Consider the following 17,731-nt stretch of genomic DNA (forward strand, 5'->3'; position numbering starts at 1 on the left):
CGCCGACCAATCCGCGATGGGGGGATGACCGAGGACCCACCCGCAGTCTGTTCGCCAGGGAACTGCCGCCACAGAGGGGATTCCTCGTCGCCGCGGGACCGAGGGACTTCCTGGACCTGTTGGCGGTCCTGAAGGACTCGACGACGACGAGTTGTCCTATGAACAGCCTGGTGTCGGAACCGGCGCGGAGGGCGCCATGACTCCCCGCGCGCAGGCACCCGAGGGAGTGCTGGTCTACGTCGGGGTCGACGACATCGACGGGCGCTGGAACGGGTGGCAGAGGCCGGTGGGTCCGTCGTGGCGGGCAAGATGCCGATCCCGTCTATCGGTTGGTCGGCGCATGTGAGGGACACCGAGGGCAACCTGATCGGCCTGTTCCAGGGCGACGAGAACGTGCCTGTCCCCGAAACCGCGAGTCGTGAGGAGGACTGATGGGCAGACACAAGCCGATCGCCGCTCCAGACATGCGGGGCTCGGAACACGGCACATTCCCGCAGGGCACAGCCGATTACGCGCGGAACAAGGTCGCCGAGGCAATCCCACTCGCCCACGACCCGGTTTCCGCGCGCGCCGCTGACCAGACCCGAGGGCCCGGCGGCGGAGCGTCCCGTGGTGGCGCAGGTGAACCTCGACGTCGGCGGGCGCCTGTCCCGCGCGGTCGCGAATGGTCCGACGACCGGGAAGCCGTGGATGTCGTCGAGCCTGGCACCGGCTGGAACGCCCAGCACTGGGAGGCCAGGCGAGGCGTCAAGCCCTCCGTCGAGTCGCACGACCACCAGCGGGATACCGAGCGCGAGGATGACCGCGTCCGCGGCGGTGTTGTTCGCGGCGGTGAAGCCAAGGACGAGATGCCCGGAGGTCCTCGTCGAGTGCGCGGTGTCTCCGGTTGAGCCTCGCCGACACTGGGTATCTTCCGCACACGCGCCTTGAAAGGACAGGGCGCCACCGGGAAGGCGCCGGCGCATGAGCCCTGATGGAGATCCGCCGCTGAGCATCGACCTGCCCACCGAGCAATTGCCACCACTGGTGCGGGTCCGCCAATGGGCCGCCACCGCCTTGGCCGATGTCGGCGACGATCATCTACAGGCCGTCCTGCTCGTGTGCACCGAGCTGGTCACCAACGCCTACGAACACGCCCAAACCGCTTGTGTCCTGCGCATACAGCACAGCCGCGAGCCTTGCCGGGTCCGGGTGGAGGTCGAGGACGCGTCACCTGGGGAACCGGTCCTGGGCCGCTCCCGGTTCGGCGATCTGCGCGGCCGAGGCCTCGTCATCGTCGACAGACTCTCCGACGAGTGGGGGGTCACGCGGCAGGACGGCGGAAAGACGGTGTGGGCGTTGATCTCGTGCACTGAGTGACCCCCGATGATTCACGTAGGCCGTTCACGTTCGATCCGTTGTGGCAACGGGTATCGCGATCACAGCAGGAGTGGGGGCGACCCGTCGAGGACCGCCCCCAGCTCGCCACGTCAGGACTGGATCAGGTCCTGCATCTCGGTGATCTCGGCCTGCTGGCCGTCGATGATTTTCTGGGCGAGTGCCTTGGTCTCGGCGTCCGATCCCCTCGCGAGTTCATCCTTGGCCATCTCGACGGCGCCCTCGTGGTGCCTGATCATCATGCCGAGCCACAGCTTGTCGAACTCGGTGCCACGGACCTGGCCGAGCTTGGTCATCTCGTCGGCCGACATCATCCCCGGCTTGCCCTCGTGACCGCCGCCGTGTGCGCCCGCGGACGTGGTCGGAGCGGGCGCGCCCCAGCGCGCGAGCATGTCGCGCATCTGGTTGATCTCCGGGTCCTGCGCCTTGCGGATGCGCTCGGCGAGGTCACGGACCTGGGCGTTCTCGCTGCGGTCGGGCACCAGTTCGGCCATCTCCAAGGCCTGCGCGTGGTGCGGGATCATCTCCTGGGCGAATGTGACGTCCCGGTCGTTCTGGCCGTTCTGCGTCCCACTTGCCGCGGGAGGGTTCGTTGTGGACATCCCATGGCCCGCCATGGTGTCGTCGGCGCCGCAGGCGCTCAGTGTCGCGACGGTGATGGCGGCGGCGAAGCTGATTCCGATCGTGCGGAAGTTCATTCTGACTCCTGGTCTCATGTGCGTTGGCAAATGTGGTCCGAGCTGGAGATTTACAGTCGGAACACGCACACCGAGGTGAGGAGTAATCGCCCGGCCAATGCCGGTTTTCCCGGGCAGATCTGGAACGTCGAGACCCGGTCGTCGGGGGAGTCGATCAGGACGGCGGGTTGCGCCGCCGCGTGCGCGGTTCCCGCCGCACTGAGCACGGCCTTGCACGCGTGCTGCTCGTCATGGCCGCATTCCTCGCTGGGGGCGGGGTGACCGTGCCCTGTCTCCACGGCGACCGCGACGTGGGCGGTCGCCGGTATGGAGCTGACGTGGTGCATGGCGAGGACGCCGAAGGCAAGGGCACAGAGCAGCATCCAGCCCAGCAGCGCCCCGCGTGTCCTCGCCTTCACCGTGTCCACTGTAATCGCCGCCCCTGAGCCGGACCGGATGCACCAACTTGGCTCGGTCCAGGCCCGTGTAGGGACACCGCGCAGTGCGACACCGATCACGCTGAGCGCGAGCCAGGGCGCGGCGACGAGAATTGAGCCGGTCGCGAGGTTGCCGATCAAACGCCGGTGCTGTGACGGCCGCGTCGGCCAACTGCTGGTCAGGATGGTGTTCGGAGCCCGTGACGGCACAATCCGCGGCGTGGTCGGCGCCGCGGGCATCAGCACAGTGGTTATCCACCGCACCCGCTGGGACTGGTGGACACAACACACGCCGACACCGACCAGGACCGCCATGACCACCGCGGCGAATCCCCGATGCGAAACGGTGTCGTTTGGTTGACGTTTCGGTGGTATGCCAACGGGGTTCAACGCGGGCAGCGTGCAACGTTGAGCAGCTGTGACATGACAGCGTGTCGCCAACGTGACGTAAGTCCTTGCGCCCGCGCGGTCGATCCGTACTCTGTTCGCGTGCTGACGACGGGAACGCCGCGACGGAGGTGGGCTCTGCCCGTGCGCGTCGCCCTCGTTCTCGTCATGATCTTCGGATTCGCCATCGCCACGCATTGCGCCAATGACGGGCACGGTGATGGTGTTGCCATAGCTGCGGCCGCCGACGTCAGCGCCATCGGCCAGTCCGCGCCGGAACCGGACCCGCTCACCACCCATTCGGGTGACCACGGTCCCGCGGGCTTGGTCGCGCTGTGCTTGTCGGTGACGCTGGCGGTCCTCGTCTGGGCCGCCGGTTTGCGCCCCGGCAGCGTGGTCGGTGTCCTGCGGCCGCCCGGAGCTGCGCCGGTGTCCGACGAACCCGCGGTCGTGACTCCCCGGCCGCTCGATCGCCTCTGCGTATTGCGCGTGTAGGAGAAGTCTGCCCTCACCTGGTCGTCTGTCGACGGTCAGGCAGACCGGTGTGCTCCCTGGCGGGATGACCCGCCTCGGTCGAGCCACCGCCTTCTCCCAAGAAAGTGATAATCGTGTCTCAACGACGTCAACGCGCGATCCGCGCGGCGATGGCGATCGCCGCGACCCTGCTGCTGACCGCAGTGACCGCGCCTCCGGCAGCCGCGCAACCCGAGGACGCGAAGAAGCGCTACGAGCAGCTCAGCGAACAAGCAGGCCAGTTGGACGAGGACCTGCTCAAAGCCCAGGAAGACCTCAAAGGCAAGCGCGCCGAACTCGACAAGGCCAACGCGGACCTCGAGCAGGCCCGCTCCGTCGAGTCGCAAGCCGTCGCCGCGCAGGAGCAGTTCCGCGACGAGGTCGACGACCTCGCCACGGCCTCGTTCCAGGGCGCCCGATTCTCCCGCGTCTCCGCGCTGCTCACCGGGGACAGCCCGGACGACTTCCTCGCCCGCGCCGCCGCCTTGCAGATGATCGCCGGCCGGAGCACGAGGTCGTTGGACGGCCTGAGCCTGGCGGTGCGCCAAGCGGACCAGGCCAGGCTTGGCGCCGAGGACGCAGGCCGCCGCGCACGTGGGGCCACCGATGCCGCAGCCGGGCTCGTGGAGCAGATCAAGCAGAAGCAGATCGAGCTCGACAAGCAGATCCTCGAGGTCAAGCAAGCGCTCAACGCGTTGCCCGCGGCCGATCGGGCGGAGCTGCGCAGGGTGACCGACACCGGCGTGTATCTCGGTCCGCCGGGAGCCGCGGACACCGCGCTGCAGGCCGCGCTGGGCCGTAGGGGCTCGGAGTACGAGTGGGCCGCGGTCGGGCCGAACGAGTTCGACTGCTCCGGACTGACGATGTGGGCCTACGCCAAGGCCGGGATCTCGCTGCCGCACTCCAGCCGTGCCCAGTTCACGCTCGGAAGGCCGGTGTCGAGAGATCAACTGCAGCCCGGTGACCTGGTCTTCTACGACGACGGCACCGCGAACCCGTCCCGAATCCACCACGTGGGGATGTACGTCGGCGCCGACAAGATGGTCGACGCCCCAACCGAAGGCCAGTTGGTCGACGTGCGCTCGGTCAGAGGAGACGGCCACTACATCGGCGCGCGGCGCATTGTCGGCTGATGTGCGTGCGCCGACGACGCCCGGGCAACCACGTGATGACCCGTCGACCAAGGGAAGGAAAGTCCATGACCGTCGCAGCGGAAATTCGCAGGACATATCCCAAGGACCCCGGCGGAATCGACCAGGACCGAGTGACCGCTTGCGCCGACGTGTGCGCGGCCACGGCGCAGATCCTGTCGCGGCACAACGGTTACGACGTCAACGCGACGCGCGCACTGCTCGAAGCCTGTGTTCGAATCTGCGCGAGTTGCGCCGGTGAATGTGAACGGTATGCCTCGATGCACGAGCACTGCCGGGTGTGCGCCGAACAACGCCGACTTTGCGAGCAGGCCTGCCGGGATCTGCTCGCCCATCTCTGAGCACTCAGGAGGTCTGTCCACACCAGAATAGAACCGCACCTGTGGTTGCCTGCCGAGCTTCGTCCCTTGTGGACGAAGTGCGGATGCGCTTGCCGTGATGCCACTGTGTACCAACGAATTGCCGCCGTTTTGGCTCTCGTCCGAAAGCATTTCCCGACTTATAGTGCGCTGGCACGATCACTCACGAAGTGTCTTGGGAGGTCCTTGGTGTCGAGAGCAAAGCGTGGACTACTGGCGGGAACCGCCTTGACCGCGATCGGCGTACTGGTGGTCGGCGGGGTCGCGGCGAGCCACCCGATTTCCCAGACCGATGGAGGCGTGTCGGCGGGCGACGGTCCCCGCCATGCTCACCAGCACGGCGCGACCGAGGGCCACCTGTCCCCGGAGGGGACGAAGTCGAACGTCGACCTCGTGTCCAAGCTCAAGTTGAAGAACGTCGTCCCCGAGAAGATCGCCGATGTGGGCGTGCACAACGGGTATGCCTATCTCGCCGCGTGGGGCAGTGCGACCTGCAAGTACAACGGCGTGCACGTGGTCGACATCCGGGACGTGAATCAGCCCAAGGAAGTCGCCTTCATCGCGTCGAAGGAAGGCAGCTACCCGGGCGAGGGTGTGCAGGTCGTGCACATCGATACCCCGGCGTTCACCGGGGACATTCTGGTGACCAACAACGAGAAGTGCAAAGACAAGGCAGGCTTCGGCGGGGCCAACATCTACGACGTCACCAACCCGGCGCACCCAACCCCGCTGGTGGAGGGCATCGGCGACTTCACGGTCAACGGCCAGGGCAAGAAAGACTCCAACGAGACTCACAGCGCCTACGCCTGGGACGCGGGCGACAAGGCCTACGCGGTGATCGTGGACAACGAAGAGGGCTCCGATGTCGACATCCTCGACATCACGGACCCGAAGAAGGCCAAGCTCGTCGCCGAGTACGACCTGGACCAGAAGTTCCCGCAGATCCGCCAGGCAGCGCCGGTCAGCCTGGATGAGATCTTCCTGCACGACATGGTCGTCAAGCAGATCGGCGGCAGGCAGGTCATGCTGCTGTCCTACTGGGACGCCGGATACGTCAAGGTCGACGTCACCGACCCGCTGAACATCTCCTACCTGGGTGACACCGACTTCGCCAGCCCGGACCCCGAGGCCGCGGAAAGCGGGCTGAACGTCGTCTCCGAAGGGAACGGCCACCAAGCCGAGTTCACCAAGGACAACGCCTACGTCATCGGCTCCGACGAGGACTTCAGCCCTTACGTCGTCCAGGCCACCAACCTCACCGAGGGCGTGGACATCTCAGCCAACCAGGGCGGCAACAAGCCGCTCGCGGAAGGGCAGACCGTCGAGGGTGTGTCCGTGTTCGTGGGCCGGGCCTGTTCCGGGGATCCGGCCGTTCCGGCGGGTGACCCGAATGTCGTCGACATCGCCGTCGTCGAACGCGGCGTGTGCACCTTCACCGAGAAGGTCACCAGTGTGACCGACGCGGGCGGCTACGACGCCGTGCTGATCTTCAACCGGGTTGGCTCCGACGCGTGCGACAGCACGCTGGGCATGGATGTCGCCGGTGACATCCACACCTTCGGCGTCATCGCACGGCAGGCGGGATTCTCCATCTTCGGGGCCGAGGGCCAGTACGACGACGCCGCGTGCATGGCCGCGCCCGCGGGCTCGGTGCTCGCACCGATCGCGATCGGCGCCCGTGGTGACACGCTGCGGTTCCGGTCGCAGTTCGACGGCTGGGGCTATGTCCACCTCTACGACAACAGCGGCGGCAAGATGGCCGAGCTCGACACCTACGCCGTCCCTGAGGCTCACGACCCCGCGTATGCCCGAGGATTTGGTGACCTGTCGGTGCACGAGGTGGCGACTTCCGCGGCTCGATCCGACCTCGCCTATTTCTCCTACTACTCGGCAGGGTTCCGGGTGGCCAAGATCGCCGGCGGCAAGCTGACCGAGGTCGGTCACTTCATCGACGTCGGCGGCAGCAACATCTGGGGCGTCGAGGTGTTCACCGGCGCCGATGGAAAGGAGTACGTCGCGGCCAGTGACCGAGACTCGGGTCTGTACATCTTCCGTTACACGGGCCCGTGATCGAGTGGCGTCGGGGATGCACCGGCATGAACGGCGATAACGTCACGATTCCGGACAACAGCACCGTGACCAGCCAGATCACGATTTCCGGCTGCACCGGGAACGCGTCCGCGACGTCGGCGGTGGCGGTCAAGATCCAGCACACCTATATCGGCGACCTGGTGGTGACCCTGGTGGCGGCCGACGGCACCGCCTACGTGCTGCACAACCGCACGGGCAGTGGCACCGACAACATCGACAAGACCTACACCACGAACCTCTCCAGCGAGGTACGCAACGGGACCTGGACCCTGCGGGTCCAGGACGCCGCGACAGCCGACACCGGGCTGATCGATAGCTGGACGCTCACCATCTAGGGCGTCCCAGATGGAGGGTCGACCGCTGTGTGCGGCGGTCGACCCTCCATCGCCATGCCCGAGATCGGGACGGTCGTGGCCGAACAGCTCGCGGACGTTTTGCGTCACGGCAGACTCTCGGCCCCAGCCTCTCGACCCGGCTGGCCACCGCCGAGGACCTGGCCGACCGGGTCGCGCCGCAATCCAGGACGCAGCCTGTCGCGACCTGCCCTTCCGGCCAACGCGGGACGTCTGTCCACACCAGAGTGCGTATCGCCTCAGGCGAGGAACACTTTGCCATCCTCGACCCTGACCGGGACTTCTTTGAGGGGCCGGCGCGCCGGTCCACGGAGGACGGTCCCGTCGGTGGCGTCGAAGACGCTGCCGTGCATCGGGCAGACGATTCTGCCGTCGCGTGGCGGGTCGACCAGCGGACCCTGGTGCGTGCACCGGGCATCCACGCCCTTCACTGTGTCCGCCGACGGACGCAACAAGAGCAGTGTGCTCCCATTCGGCCCGCTCACCAGCATGCCGCCGCCTTCAGGTACCTCAGCGAGCTTCGCGAGTTCGCCGACGGCAGGTCCTGCCGCGGCTTTCTCGGAACCCGCGTCCGCACAGCCCGCGACCAACGCTCCCGGTGCGATGAGCGCGCCAAGAAGTCCACACAGGACCTGACGTCGGTGGGGCAAGTCCGGGGTCGTGGCATTTCCGGTGTCGTTCACGGCGATGTCTCCTGGCTGGTGGGGAGAGGTGAGGAACCGCAGGCGACATGGGTGAGGGTGGAGGTCGAGACCTCCACCCTCACCCGGTGTCACAACCCGACACGGTTCGATGCAGGCGGCCCTGTGGGGGCCTGTCCGCCGACATACTAGGCACGTTAGGAGGAGGCCACCAGCCCCTGGAACAGGTTTCCTTGGTCGTGGCGAGCGCGGCGCCGCCTGCCGACAACGTCGCTCGCTGAGCACGCTGGAGTGCCTCGACGACACTCACGGGGTGACGGCGGGTGGCATTCAGCCGCCGTGATCTGCAGTCTGCGCTTGTCCACGCGTCCTGGGCCGGAACCAGGCCAGGTGCGGTTGTCCTGAAGTCCAACGCGGCGCCGTCGTGGCGACCCGCGTAGGTGATGGTCTGGGAACGAAGCGGTGTGATCCGGGCGTGGACAGGAACGCGGTGAGCGCGATCGCGACGTCACGACGCGCGATGAGTTCCTGCTGCCTCCATGAGTAGCCGTAGGGCCTCGATGACCTCGGCGTGCCGGGCGGGCGGGATGTAGTCGAGCAACGCCGACAACCGCCCGCCCGCGCCGGACGACGTCTCGCTGTTCTAGCCCGTCCACCATGCCGCTGACAGTCGCCTTCCGGAGAACGCGACTATTCGGTGTGGCGACTGAGCTTGATCGCCGAGATCAACAGGATCACGGCGAGGACAGGGATGAGAACGAGGTCGGGGATGGCACCGAGCAGCAATCCGCCGAGCAGAGCTCCGGTGACCGAGCCCGCGACCATGTTCGCGGTGAACGGCAGATTCTGGCGCAAGACGACGAAGCTCGCGTCTTGGCTGTAGCGGGCGAACGCGACGAGCATGGTCGGCAGCGAGACAAGCAGTGAGAGGCTGCCTGCGGTTTTGATGTCGATGCTGTAGAGCAGCACGATCGTCGGGATCAGCAGCTCGCCCCCGGCGACGCCCATGGTGGCGGCGACGACTCCGATGCCGAATCCGGCAGCGATTCCGACCCCTATACGGACCGCGCCGGGCAGGGCGAACGCGCCAAGAGGTGTCGCGTGAGTGAGGACCAGGGCGGCGGCCATGAGCACCATGAGCGCGGCGAGCACGCGGTAGAGGGTGGCTGTGCGCATCCGCAGAACCCAAGTCGCCCCCGCCCAGGCGCCGAGCAGGCTCCCGGCGAGCAGGTTGGCCGCGACCGCCCAGTGCGCGCTCAGTTCGCCCGCGGACACCGTGGACAGGCGGGCGGGCAATGCGGTGAGGACCACGACCAGGCTCATCGCCTTGTTGAGGATCACCGCCGAGAGCGCGGCGAAGCCGAACAGGCCGATCAGCAGCGGCAGCCGGAACTCCGCACCGCCCAACCCGATCATGCCGCCCAGCATGCCCACGGCCGCACCGGCGACGAACACCGTGGGTGCCGACCGAGTCGGCACAGCGCCTGGCTTGATCACGGGCTTCGAATCCCTGCTGCGAAAGCGCTGTCGAAAGTGAGGCGGTCGGGCGTGGTGTTGTTCGATCTTAGGTGCACGAACCGGCCGGTTCCAGATCTTCGGACATTTGCGGCATCTACACGGTGGTGCCCGCGTTGTCGCAGGTCGCGGGCGGCGACATTTGCCGAGACGGTCAGCGTGTGCCGCGACGGGCAGGCATATCGGGCGTTCCTGCAGGCAGGGCGGGGTTGAGTTCCAGGATGCGGCAGGTCGACGCGCCGTCGTGATCCGTCGGTTCGCTTGGTTCGGCCCGCGACAGCAGGGCGTCGAGGTGGATTTCGAGGGTGATCAGCTCGGCGATCTGGGATCTGACCTGGCCGAGCCGGTCGCTGAGCAGCAGGCGGGCGTGGCCGCAGGGCGCATCTTGGCGGTCATGGATGGCGAGGATCTGTCGGATCTCCCGCAGCGACAGCCCGGCCGACTGGCCACGACGGATGAACCGCAGTCGCTCGATGAACTCCGGCCCGTAGTCGCGGTGCCCGCGGGGTGTGCGGGCGGGTGTGGGCAGCACGCCAACCTCCTCATAGAAGCGGATCGTCTTGATGGGGACGCCGCACTGGGTGGCGAGGTCGCCGATCCGCATCACATCTCCTTGAGGTTGATCTAATGGTCGGACCCTCCCGGTTTCGAATGGGGGAGCGCGCCGGCGATGTGGGCGCCGTGTCGGACACATGAACGTCCTTTGTGGATCGCGACCGGCCGTGGCCGTGTGTCTGCTGGCGCTCGGGTCACGACGAGACGAGAGGCAGTCAGTTGTGTACACCAGAGTTGGCGACCGTCTCGACCGGAACCTGGCGCCATCACCCGTTCGGCGGACGGCCGCGTTGTCAAGACTGCTTGGAGTGTCAAGAATTCCGCCATTCAGAGCAGTGTGGCGGCCAGTGTCCTCAATGTGATGACTTCTCCTAAGTTGGGTAGTAGAGTCCGCCCCATGGGGAATCTCCAAGGGGTGGAGGCTACGAAACGCGAGCTCGAAGCGTTCGTGGGCAACAGAATTCGGGTTCACCGAGCGACCGGGTGCCGCGGGCTCTCGGCAGATCGAACCAAGCAGGTGATCGCCTGCGCGGTGGCCGATGGGCGTGGTAGGTGATCGTCGTCGCGGTGGCGATCGCTGTCTCGGTCGCCATCCTGACGGTGGTCGTTCCGCTCCTTCGTCGAGTGACCGAACGCGGGCACTCTCCGCGTCTGAGTGCGGCCGCGTGGCTCGTGCTCGCCAGTACCGTGCTTGTCTCCTGGGCGATCGCGGGAGTCGGCGCGCTCTGGTTGCCGCACCAAGGCCACTTGTGGACATCGATGCGGATCGGCCTCGGAAGTCTCACCGGGTCTGCTCGTGCCGCGGACGTGCTCCGGCATGTCGTCGGGATCGCGCTGATCGTTCCGCTCGGCCGCTTCGCTTTCTTCATTATGTTGGTACTGACCAGAATGCGCCATGGCCGGAGTCGCAAGCGGTCAGCGCTTCGACTGTTCTCGAGCCACATCGCGGGCGTCGGCTCGGACGTGGTGGAGATTCCGTCGGAGGTTCCGATGGTCTACTGCATGCCGGGCAAGCCGGATGTCGTCGTGGTCACCTCGGCTGCGAAGAACACGCTCGATGCCGAGGAGTTCGCTGCCGTGCTCGCACACGAACGCGCGCACCTGGCCGAACGGCACCATGTTTTCGTCGCTGTGGCTCGCGCTATCGGCATGGTCAGCAGGCGGGTCTGGTTGTTCCCGCTCACTGAGCGACTGGTCAGGCAACTTGTGGAGATGCGGGCCGATGATGTCGCGGTTCGGCAACACGCCCCGGGGGTCCTCAGTGGCGCGATGCGCAAACTCTCCACGTTGGCGCCTCCCGCGACGGCGCTTGGCGTCGCCGGACCATCGGTGGCGAAGAGGATGATGCGGATTGCCGATCCGCCGACGCGGCGTCAAAGGGTCCTGGCCGGAATCGGATCCTGCTCATTTGTCGGCCTGAGCTTCGTCACGCAGGCCACGTTGGTCGCTTTGCCGGTTATCGCCATGACGGCGGGGAACACATGTCTGTTCATGGCGGGCTGATTTACTGAAAACCCGGTCTCGGCTGCATCCCCGATGCTAGCCTCGGTTTGGTCGATACATCTTGCGCAATTCACTTGAGATGGGGGTAATTCCCGCATGAACTCTGCTCCGGCATTCACCGCAGATCCGAATTTAGCCCGCTATGGCCGTCAGTTGGGTATCGCGGGCTTCGGCGAAGACGGCCAAGCCAAGTTGTCCAGTGCGCACGTGGCGATTTCCCGCACCGGCGGTGTCGGTGGCACGGTGGCCATGCACCTGGCGCGTGCGGGTGTGGGGTCGCTGACGATGGCCCATGGCGGTTTCATCGAGCCTGAAGGCCTCAACCGGTGGCCTTGGGCGTTCGTGGACGACATCGGCAAGCCGAGTGTGCATACCCACGCCGCCAACCTTCAGCGGGTCAACCCCGACGTCGCGGTGACCGCGATCCACAGCAACGTGACCGCGGAGAACGTCGCCACGATCACCGCGAGCGCCGACGTGATCGTCGACGCCGCCCCGTTGTTCGAAGAGCGGTACCTGCTCAATCGGGAAGCCGTGCGTCGCGGAGTGCCGTTGGTCAGCGGCGCGATGTACGACATGGAATGTTGCGTGACGGTCGTCATTCCCGGACAGACCCCGTGTTTCGCCTGCATCAACCCGGTGAAACCGGATTACTGGCAGGACATCTATGTTTTCGCGGCCATCGGCCCCGGGCCCGCGACGGTCGGCGCAGTCATGGCCATGGAGGTCATCAAACTGGTCGCCGGTATTGGTGAATCGCTTACGGGCAAATTGTGGTTCTTCGACATGGCGACGAATGTGAGCAGGCTGATCAACGTCGCGCGTCGACCCGACTGTGATGTCTGCGGCCACCTCTGATACTTCGCTGGAAATAGCGTCTCCCCAATTTTGAACGCCTGAAAGGAATGGTGAACGATGACGCGCGTCCTGATTCCGACGATCATGCGGGCCCACACTGACGGATCGTCCTCGGTCGAGGCATCCGGCTCCACCGTGGCCGAGGTGATCCGCGGCCTGGTCGAGAAGTACCCGGGCCTGCAGCCCAAGGTCTACGACGCCGAAGGCAAGCTGCAACGGCACTTACTCGTGGTCTTGAACGGTGACGACGTCCGGTCTCTCGACGGAACCGAGACCCCTGTCGCCGACCGCGATGAGCTGCAGCTGCTGCCGGCGATGGCGGGAGGCTGAGGGCGCTCATGCGTCGCGCACTCCTGAGGTGGACCGGCCTGATGGCCTTGGTCGTCGTGTCCGCTGTCGGTGCGAGCGGGTGTTCGTCGGCTGGAGCGGGCGGCGCGGGCGGTACCAAGGTCACCGTTTTGGCCGCGGCATCGCTCACCGAACCGTTCAACGCCATCAAAGACGAGTTCACCAAGCAGCACCCGGCATTGACGGTCGAGGTGAGCTACGGCAGCTCGTCCGCACTCGCGTCGCAGATCACCAACGGCGCGGAGGCCGACGTTTTCGCCTCCGCGGACCAGGCGAACATGGCCAAGGTGACCGGCGGTGACCTGGTCGCGGGTGCGGTCGAGGTGTTCGCCCGCAACACGATGGCGATCGTCGTGCCGACGGGAAATCCCAGGGGAATCCGAGAGCTCAAGGACCTTACCGGCGCGGGGCTTCGGATCTCGTTGGGAGCCCCGCCGGTGCCTGTCGGCAAGGCGGCCAGGGAGGGATTCGCGAAGGCGGGCCTGCGAGTTCCCGCCGCGACTGAGGAACCCGATGTGAAGGCAGTGGTCAGCCGCGTCGCACTCGGCGAGGCCGATGCGGGGATCGCGTGGGTCACCGATGTCCGTGCGACGAAGCAGGGGGTCGAGCTGGTGGAGATCCCCGCCGGCCACAACGTGGTCTCCGACTATCCGATCGTGAGGCTCGCGGCCGGAAAGAACGGCCATGGAGCCACGGCGCTCATCGAGTTCATCCGGTCCAAGTCTGGGCAGGACATCTTGCGCCGATACGGCTTCCAGACCATCTGACAACTCCGAAAGGTCAGCACAGTGTCAACCCTTGTTCGGCGGCGCGGTTCGGACTCGAAGACGGCACGGACCGCCCCCCGAACGAGTGGGGGCGGGAGCAGGCCGCCTACGGGGATCGTGATCCTCGGCGCCGTCGCGGCCCTGCTTTTCGTCCTGCCCCTGATCGGGCTTGTCATCCGGGTGCCATGGCCTGACCTTGGGACCTACCTCGCGGACCCGCGGGTGCTCGACGCGCTGTGGCTGTCGTTGGTCTGCTCCCTGGGAGCGACGGTCGTCTGCCTCGTGTTCGGGATTCCCTTGGCCTGGCTCCAGGTCAGGGTCTCGTTCCCGGGGCGTGGCCTACTCCGTGCGATCACCACGCTCCCGGTGGTGCTCCCGCCGGTCGTCGGCGGAGTGGCACTGCTTCTTGTCTTCGGCCGCAAGGGTTTTGTGGGGGAGCCGCTGTACAACCTGACGGGCATCTCGCTGCCGTTCACCACCGCGGGCACGATCCTGGCCGAGGCGTTCGTGGCGATGCCCTTCCTCATCCTCACCATCGGCGGCGCCCTGCAGAGCATGGACACCCGGTTGGAGGACGCCGCCCGCACCCTGTCGGCGAGCCGGTGGACGGTGTTCTGGCGGGTCACCTTGCCGACGATTCGTCCTTCGCTGATCGCGGGAACCGTGCTGTGCTGGGCTCGGGCGCTCGGCGAGTTCGGTGCCACCATCACCTTCGCCGGAAACTTTCCGGGTCGGACCCAGACGCTTCCACTGGCGGTCTACGTCGCCCTGGAGACCGACACAGCCGCGGCGATCACCTTGAGCATGGTCATGCTGGCGATCTCACTCGGCGTGCTGATCGGACTGCGTCGCCACTGGTTTGGAGTGCAATGACGCTGCGAGCGGATGTCAAGATCACCAACGGGACGTTCGACCTGGACGCCCACCTGGAGATCGAGCCCGGCAAAGTGGTGGCGATCGTGGGCCCGAACGGCGCGGGCAAGAGCACGATGCTCAGCGCGCTCGCCGGCCTCAAGCGACTGCGCGATGGTCGTATCTCGATCGACGACCTGGTTCTGGACTGCCCGAGTGAGCGGGTGTTCCTGCCACCGGAACGCAGGCCGATCGGCGTCGTGTTCCAGAGTCTGCTGCTGTTTCCGCATCTGTCCGCTGTGGACAATGTGGCGTTCGGTTTGCGATGCAACCACGTCAAACGCTTGCCGGCGCGGGAACAGGCCGCCGAATGGCTCGGACGGGTCGGTCTGTCCGGCCTTGAGGACCGCAAACCCAGCCAACTGTCCGGGGGACAGGCCCAGCGCGTCGCCTTGGCCCGGGCGCTCGCCACCCATCCCAAAATGCTGCTGTTGGACGAACCGCTCTCCGCGCTCGACGCCAGTACCCGCAGCGAGGTCCGTCGGGACCTCAAGAACGGCTTGGCGTCGTTCGACGGCGTCCAGGTGATCGTCACCCACGACCCGGCCGAGGCGATGGCGCTGGCCGACCATCTGGTCGTCATGGAGGACGGCCGCGTCGTGCAGACCGGGACGAGCAAGGAAGTCGCCGCCCGGCCGCGGTCGAGCTACGTGGCCACGTTCGTCGGCGTGAACCTGTTCGCGGGTCACGCGCGCGGGGGCCGGGTCATGCTCGACGACGGCGGCGTGCTGTTCGCCGCCGCCGCGGCCGACGGCCGTGTGTTCGCGAAGGTCCACCCCCGACACGTGACTGTGCACCGCCTCTCGCCGGACGGTTCGGCTCGCAACAGCTGGCGTGGAACCGTGCGCGGCATGGACGACGAAGGTGAAGTCGTCCGAGTCGTGATCGACGGCGAGCAGTCGATCGTGGCGGAACTGACCTGGTCGGCCGTGGCCGAACTCGGACTCGCGACCGGGGTCGAAGTGTGGGCCAGCGCGAAAGCCACCGAAGTGGAGTGCTATCCGGCATGAGCGAGCAGCAGTCCGCGCAGGCGCCGCAGGCGGGTGCCCGGGAGGCGCTCCGCGTCTTCTGGGCCTTCTTCACCGTGGGCGCACTCGCGTTCGGTGGGCCCGCGGCGACGCAAGGGCTGGTCTACAACAAGGCGGTCACGCAACTCAAGTGGATCTCCGAGCGGGATTTTCTCGACTTGATGGGCGTGGTCAACCTGTTGCCCGGACCGAACGCGGTCGAGATGGCGATGCATATCGGGCGGTCGCGCGCGGGCAAGCTCGGATTCATCGCGGGCGGGCTCGCCTTCATGCTGCCCGGATCGGTGATCGCCGCGATCCTGGCCGCCGCCTATATGCGCTACGGGGACACCCCTTCGGCTGAGGCCGTGCTGTACGGGGTCAAGCCTGTAGTGATCGCCGTGACCGCTTGGTCGGCATGGCGGCTCGCTCGCAGCGTTGGTTTCACCGTGCCGCGGATCGCGGTGATGGCGCTGGCTCTCATCGGATACCTGTTCGGTGTCAACGAAACTCTGGTACTGCTCGGTTTGGGAGCGGTGGCCGCGGTCGCTCGGCTGCTTCGGGACCGGCGTACGCCCCCGAAGGGTTCGGCTGTCGCGCTGGCAGGTTTCCTGCCCGGTATGCCTGACCGGATGGCGGGTTTCGCGATCGGCCGCACGGGAGTCGGGCTCGACCAACTTGCTTTGGTCTTCTTCAAAGCGGGGGCCCTGATGTTCGGGGGCGGCACCGTTCTCTTGGCCGTGCTGCGCGCGGAGGTGGTGGTCGAACAAGGGTGGCTGACCGAGGGCGAACTTCTCGAAGCGATCACCATCGGCCAGATCACGCCAGGGCCGATCCTGACCACCGCGACATTCGTCGGCTACCTGCTCGCCGGATCGGCGGGGGCCGTGGTCGCCACGGTCGCCAGCCTGATCCCGTCTTTCGCGTTGATGACTTTGTCCAGGCCGCTGATCGCCTTGCTGCGCCGATCGCCGACCACCAAGGCCTTCCTTGACGGGGTCACCGCCGCCGCGGTCGGCGTCGTCGCCGCCGTGACGATCGAACTCGCGGGGGACGCGATCGTGGACTGGGTCACGGCGGTGGAGGCGGTGATCGCCATGGCGGTGATGTTGTGGCGGCCGAAGTGGGCGTTGGCGATTGTCCTTGCGGGAGCGCTGATCGGGGGCGGCGCGGCGCTTATCTGGTGACGTGCGGTCTGGGTGTCAGGGGTGGGTGAACCATGATCACTGTCAAAGGTGTGTACAAATACGTGCGCTTGGGCGCCGAGAGAACCACGGCGTTGCGGGATCTCACGCTTGAGGTGCCCGAGGGTGGCATCACCGGCGTGCTGGGCCCGCCAGGTTCCGGAAAGTCGACCCTCGCTCGCCTGGTCGCGCTGCGGGACACACCGGACGCGGGGGTCATCTCGGTCGACGGTGTGAACACGATGAGTCTCGATCGCCCCCGCATGCGTTCGGTGCGACGGGACATCGCCATGACGGATGTGCGCGCGCTGTTCGCCGGGCGATCCGCCGCGGGAAACATCGCAAGCCCGATGGAACGGGCCTTCTTCGATCCGCCCCGGATCAAGGCCGAAGTGGCCAAACTGCTGGACCTGACCGGCCTTACCGGTGCCGCCGGGTGCCAGCCGGGAGACCTTGCTCCGGGCGAGCGACGCAGGCTCGCGCTGGCTCAGGCGCTCGCCGCCGGTCCGCGTCTCGTGGTCGCGGACGACTCGGGTGAGGGCGTGCATGCCGACAGCGACCTGGTCGTGGCTCTCGACCGTGCTCGGTCCGAACTTGGAGTCACCGTCCTCATGTTGACCAGCGACGTGGGCATGGCGGGCCGGGTCGACACGGTCGCGCTCCTGCGTGACGGGCACATCGGCGAAAGCGGCACCCTGTGGGACTTGATTCAACGTCCGGATTCTCTTGTGGCGCGCGCTCTCTTACCCGAGATCGCGGGCCCGAGGATCGGCGAAGGTGTCTTCGACATCGTCGCCGAGGCCGTGTTGCCAGGTTTCTCGGCCATCGGTTCCCTGATGCCCGCCGCCGCCATCCGGTTCGATGTGGACATCCAGATCGTCGGCGGCGGCATCACGAAGGTCGGCGAGACCCCGGTGGCCCGGTTTCTCCTGGGGATCGACGGTCCGAGTGCCGCCGACGCACTCGACTGGATCAGCACGCACTGCTCGGTTGTCCGTGATCGCCGGACCTTCATCCCGGCACCCGCCTTGTCGCCCGAAATCGTTGCCGCACATACGCACAACAGTGCTTCCGCTCGCGCGGCAGGCAAATGAAT

The 17,731-nt window shown here is 66.7% G+C and carries 21 protein-coding genes; 16 read left to right on the forward strand and 5 right to left on the reverse strand.

Features of this window, described 5'->3' with window-relative positions; all coding sequences use genetic code 11:
- Positions 1-309 precede the first annotated feature (309 nt).
- The 3 genes from GPZ80_RS33255 (at position 310) to GPZ80_RS01915 (ending at position 1,359) form a co-directional block, all read left to right on the forward strand.
- Positions 310-432 carry a VOC family protein gene (locus tag GPZ80_RS33255; protein ID WP_281401134.1) on the forward strand — a complete coding sequence of 41 codons (123 nt, stop codon included), beginning with the start codon at positions 310-312 and terminating at the stop codon, positions 430-432.
- On the forward strand, positions 432-890 hold the full coding sequence (locus GPZ80_RS01910) for a hypothetical protein (RefSeq protein ID WP_187217985.1): 459 nt from the start codon (positions 432-434) through the stop codon (positions 888-890). The genes GPZ80_RS33255 and GPZ80_RS01910 overlap by 1 nt, the downstream gene beginning before the upstream one ends.
- Positions 891-963: 73 nt before the next feature.
- On the forward strand, positions 964-1,359 hold the full coding sequence (locus GPZ80_RS01915; protein ID WP_187217986.1) for an ATP-binding protein: 396 nt from the start codon (positions 964-966) through the stop codon (positions 1,357-1,359).
- 110 nt (positions 1,360-1,469) lie between these two features.
- Here the strand turns inward: GPZ80_RS01915 and GPZ80_RS01920 are convergent, their stop codons facing one another.
- Together GPZ80_RS01920 and GPZ80_RS01925 are read right to left on the reverse strand one after the other, a co-directional pair.
- The gene (locus tag GPZ80_RS01920; RefSeq protein WP_187217987.1) at positions 1,470-2,075 is read right to left on the reverse strand and encodes a DUF305 domain-containing protein; all 606 of its coding nucleotides are present in this window, start codon (positions 2,073-2,075) and stop codon (positions 1,470-1,472) included.
- Positions 2,076-2,125: 50 nt separating this feature from the next.
- The gene (locus GPZ80_RS01925) at positions 2,126-2,473 is read right to left on the reverse strand and encodes a hypothetical protein (protein WP_187217988.1); all 348 of its coding nucleotides are present in this window, start codon (positions 2,471-2,473) and stop codon (positions 2,126-2,128) included.
- Between the two features lie 549 nt (positions 2,474-3,022).
- On the opposite strand from GPZ80_RS01925, the gene GPZ80_RS01930 reads away from it, so the two are divergent.
- The 5 genes from GPZ80_RS01930 to GPZ80_RS01950 all read left to right on the forward strand — a co-directional run bounded on the left by GPZ80_RS01930 (position 3,023) and on the right by GPZ80_RS01950 (position 7,327).
- Positions 3,023-3,373, forward strand: coding sequence for a hypothetical protein (locus GPZ80_RS01930; protein ID WP_187217989.1), 351 nt, complete (start codon positions 3,023-3,025; stop codon positions 3,371-3,373).
- A 113-nt stretch (positions 3,374-3,486) separates the two neighbouring features.
- Positions 3,487-4,524 carry an NlpC/P60 family protein gene (locus tag GPZ80_RS01935; RefSeq protein WP_312880055.1) on the forward strand — a complete coding sequence of 346 codons (1,038 nt, stop codon included), beginning with the start codon at positions 3,487-3,489 and terminating at the stop codon, positions 4,522-4,524.
- A 65-nt stretch (positions 4,525-4,589) separates the two neighbouring features.
- Positions 4,590-4,883, forward strand: coding sequence for a four-helix bundle copper-binding protein (locus GPZ80_RS01940; protein WP_187217990.1), 294 nt, complete (start codon positions 4,590-4,592; stop codon positions 4,881-4,883).
- A gap of 246 nt (positions 4,884-5,129) precedes the next feature.
- On the forward strand, positions 5,130-6,971 hold the full coding sequence (locus GPZ80_RS01945; protein WP_187217991.1) for a PA domain-containing protein: 1,842 nt from the start codon (positions 5,130-5,132) through the stop codon (positions 6,969-6,971).
- Between the two features lie 26 nt (positions 6,972-6,997).
- Entirely contained in the window at positions 6,998-7,327 is a 330-nt protein-coding gene (locus GPZ80_RS01950) for a proprotein convertase P-domain-containing protein (protein WP_187217992.1), read from the forward strand.
- A 257-nt stretch (positions 7,328-7,584) separates the two neighbouring features.
- On the opposite strand, the gene GPZ80_RS01955 is transcribed toward GPZ80_RS01950, so the two are convergent.
- The 3 genes from GPZ80_RS01955 to GPZ80_RS01965 all read right to left on the reverse strand — a co-directional run bounded on the left by GPZ80_RS01955 (position 7,585) and on the right by GPZ80_RS01965 (position 10,105).
- A complete protein-coding gene (locus tag GPZ80_RS01955; RefSeq protein WP_312880056.1) occupies positions 7,585-8,028 on the reverse strand; it encodes a Rieske (2Fe-2S) protein in 444 nt (147 codons plus the stop codon).
- A gap of 648 nt (positions 8,029-8,676) precedes the next feature.
- Positions 8,677-9,483 carry a sulfite exporter TauE/SafE family protein gene (locus GPZ80_RS01960; protein ID WP_222718749.1) on the reverse strand — a complete coding sequence of 269 codons (807 nt, stop codon included), beginning with the start codon at positions 9,481-9,483 and terminating at the stop codon, positions 8,677-8,679.
- 172 nt (positions 9,484-9,655) lie between these two features.
- Complete coding sequence (locus GPZ80_RS01965; protein ID WP_187217993.1) at positions 9,656-10,105, reverse strand: heavy metal-responsive transcriptional regulator; 450 nt, start codon at positions 10,103-10,105, stop codon at positions 9,656-9,658.
- A gap of 503 nt (positions 10,106-10,608) precedes the next feature.
- Here GPZ80_RS01965 and GPZ80_RS33590 point away from each other — a divergent pair.
- The 8 genes from GPZ80_RS33590 (at position 10,609) to GPZ80_RS02005 (ending at position 17,729) form a co-directional block, all read left to right on the forward strand.
- Positions 10,609-11,559, forward strand: coding sequence for a M56 family metallopeptidase (locus GPZ80_RS33590; RefSeq protein ID WP_187217994.1), 951 nt, complete (start codon positions 10,609-10,611; stop codon positions 11,557-11,559).
- A gap of 96 nt (positions 11,560-11,655) precedes the next feature.
- Positions 11,656-12,417 (forward strand): HesA/MoeB/ThiF family protein, encoded by a 762-nt coding sequence (locus GPZ80_RS01975; protein ID WP_222718750.1) that lies wholly within the window; start codon positions 11,656-11,658, stop codon positions 12,415-12,417.
- Between the two features lie 57 nt (positions 12,418-12,474).
- Entirely contained in the window at positions 12,475-12,747 is a 273-nt protein-coding gene (locus GPZ80_RS01980; RefSeq protein WP_187217995.1) for a ubiquitin-like small modifier protein 1, read from the forward strand.
- An 8-nt stretch (positions 12,748-12,755) separates the two neighbouring features.
- A complete protein-coding gene (modA, locus tag GPZ80_RS01985; RefSeq protein ID WP_187217996.1) occupies positions 12,756-13,532 on the forward strand; it encodes a molybdate ABC transporter substrate-binding protein in 777 nt (258 codons plus the stop codon).
- Positions 13,533-13,649: 117 nt separating this feature from the next.
- Positions 13,650-14,405 carry an ABC transporter permease gene (locus GPZ80_RS01990; RefSeq protein WP_312880057.1) on the forward strand — a complete coding sequence of 252 codons (756 nt, stop codon included), beginning with the start codon at positions 13,650-13,652 and terminating at the stop codon, positions 14,403-14,405.
- Positions 14,402-15,454, forward strand: a complete 1,053-nt coding sequence (locus tag GPZ80_RS01995; RefSeq protein WP_187217998.1) for an ABC transporter ATP-binding protein — start codon at positions 14,402-14,404, stop codon at positions 15,452-15,454. The genes GPZ80_RS01990 and GPZ80_RS01995 overlap by 4 nt, the downstream gene beginning before the upstream one ends.
- A complete protein-coding gene (gene chrA / locus GPZ80_RS02000) occupies positions 15,451-16,638 on the forward strand; it encodes a chromate efflux transporter (RefSeq protein WP_187217999.1) in 1,188 nt (395 codons plus the stop codon). The genes GPZ80_RS01995 and chrA overlap by 4 nt, the downstream gene beginning before the upstream one ends.
- 32 nt (positions 16,639-16,670) lie before the next feature.
- On the forward strand, positions 16,671-17,729 hold the full coding sequence (locus GPZ80_RS02005) for an ATP-binding cassette domain-containing protein (RefSeq protein WP_187218000.1): 1,059 nt from the start codon (positions 16,671-16,673) through the stop codon (positions 17,727-17,729).
- Positions 17,730-17,731 lie beyond the last annotated feature (2 nt).

This window comes from Actinokineospora xionganensis, from assembly GCF_014323725.1.
GTDB classification, from domain to species: domain Bacteria; phylum Actinomycetota; class Actinomycetes; order Mycobacteriales; family Pseudonocardiaceae; genus Actinokineospora; species Actinokineospora xionganensis.

Coding starts and splice junctions, on each gene's coding strand:
- GPZ80_RS33255 (WP_281401134.1), top strand. CDS start 310: ATGCCGATCCCGTCTATCGGTTGGTCGGCGCATGTGAGGGACACCGAG.
- GPZ80_RS01910 (WP_187217985.1), top strand. CDS start 432: ATGGGCAGACACAAGCCGATCGCCGCTCCAGACATGCGGGGCTCGGAA.
- GPZ80_RS01915 (WP_187217986.1), top strand. CDS start 964: ATGAGCCCTGATGGAGATCCGCCGCTGAGCATCGACCTGCCCACCGAG.
- GPZ80_RS01920 (WP_187217987.1), bottom strand. CDS start 2,075: ATGAACTTCCGCACGATCGGAATCAGCTTCGCCGCCGCCATCACCGTC.
- GPZ80_RS01940 (WP_187217990.1), top strand. CDS start 4,590: ATGACCGTCGCAGCGGAAATTCGCAGGACATATCCCAAGGACCCCGGC.
- GPZ80_RS01950 (WP_187217992.1), top strand. CDS start 6,998: ATGAACGGCGATAACGTCACGATTCCGGACAACAGCACCGTGACCAGC.
- GPZ80_RS01965 (WP_187217993.1), bottom strand. CDS start 10,105: ATGCGGATCGGCGACCTCGCCACCCAGTGCGGCGTCCCCATCAAGACG.
- GPZ80_RS01975 (WP_222718750.1), top strand. CDS start 11,656: ATGAACTCTGCTCCGGCATTCACCGCAGATCCGAATTTAGCCCGCTAT.
- GPZ80_RS01980 (WP_187217995.1), top strand. CDS start 12,475: ATGACGCGCGTCCTGATTCCGACGATCATGCGGGCCCACACTGACGGA.
- modA (WP_187217996.1), top strand. CDS start 12,756: ATGCGTCGCGCACTCCTGAGGTGGACCGGCCTGATGGCCTTGGTCGTC.
- GPZ80_RS01995 (WP_187217998.1), top strand. CDS start 14,402: ATGACGCTGCGAGCGGATGTCAAGATCACCAACGGGACGTTCGACCTG.
- chrA (WP_187217999.1), top strand. CDS start 15,451: ATGAGCGAGCAGCAGTCCGCGCAGGCGCCGCAGGCGGGTGCCCGGGAG.
- GPZ80_RS02005 (WP_187218000.1), top strand. CDS start 16,671: ATGATCACTGTCAAAGGTGTGTACAAATACGTGCGCTTGGGCGCCGAG.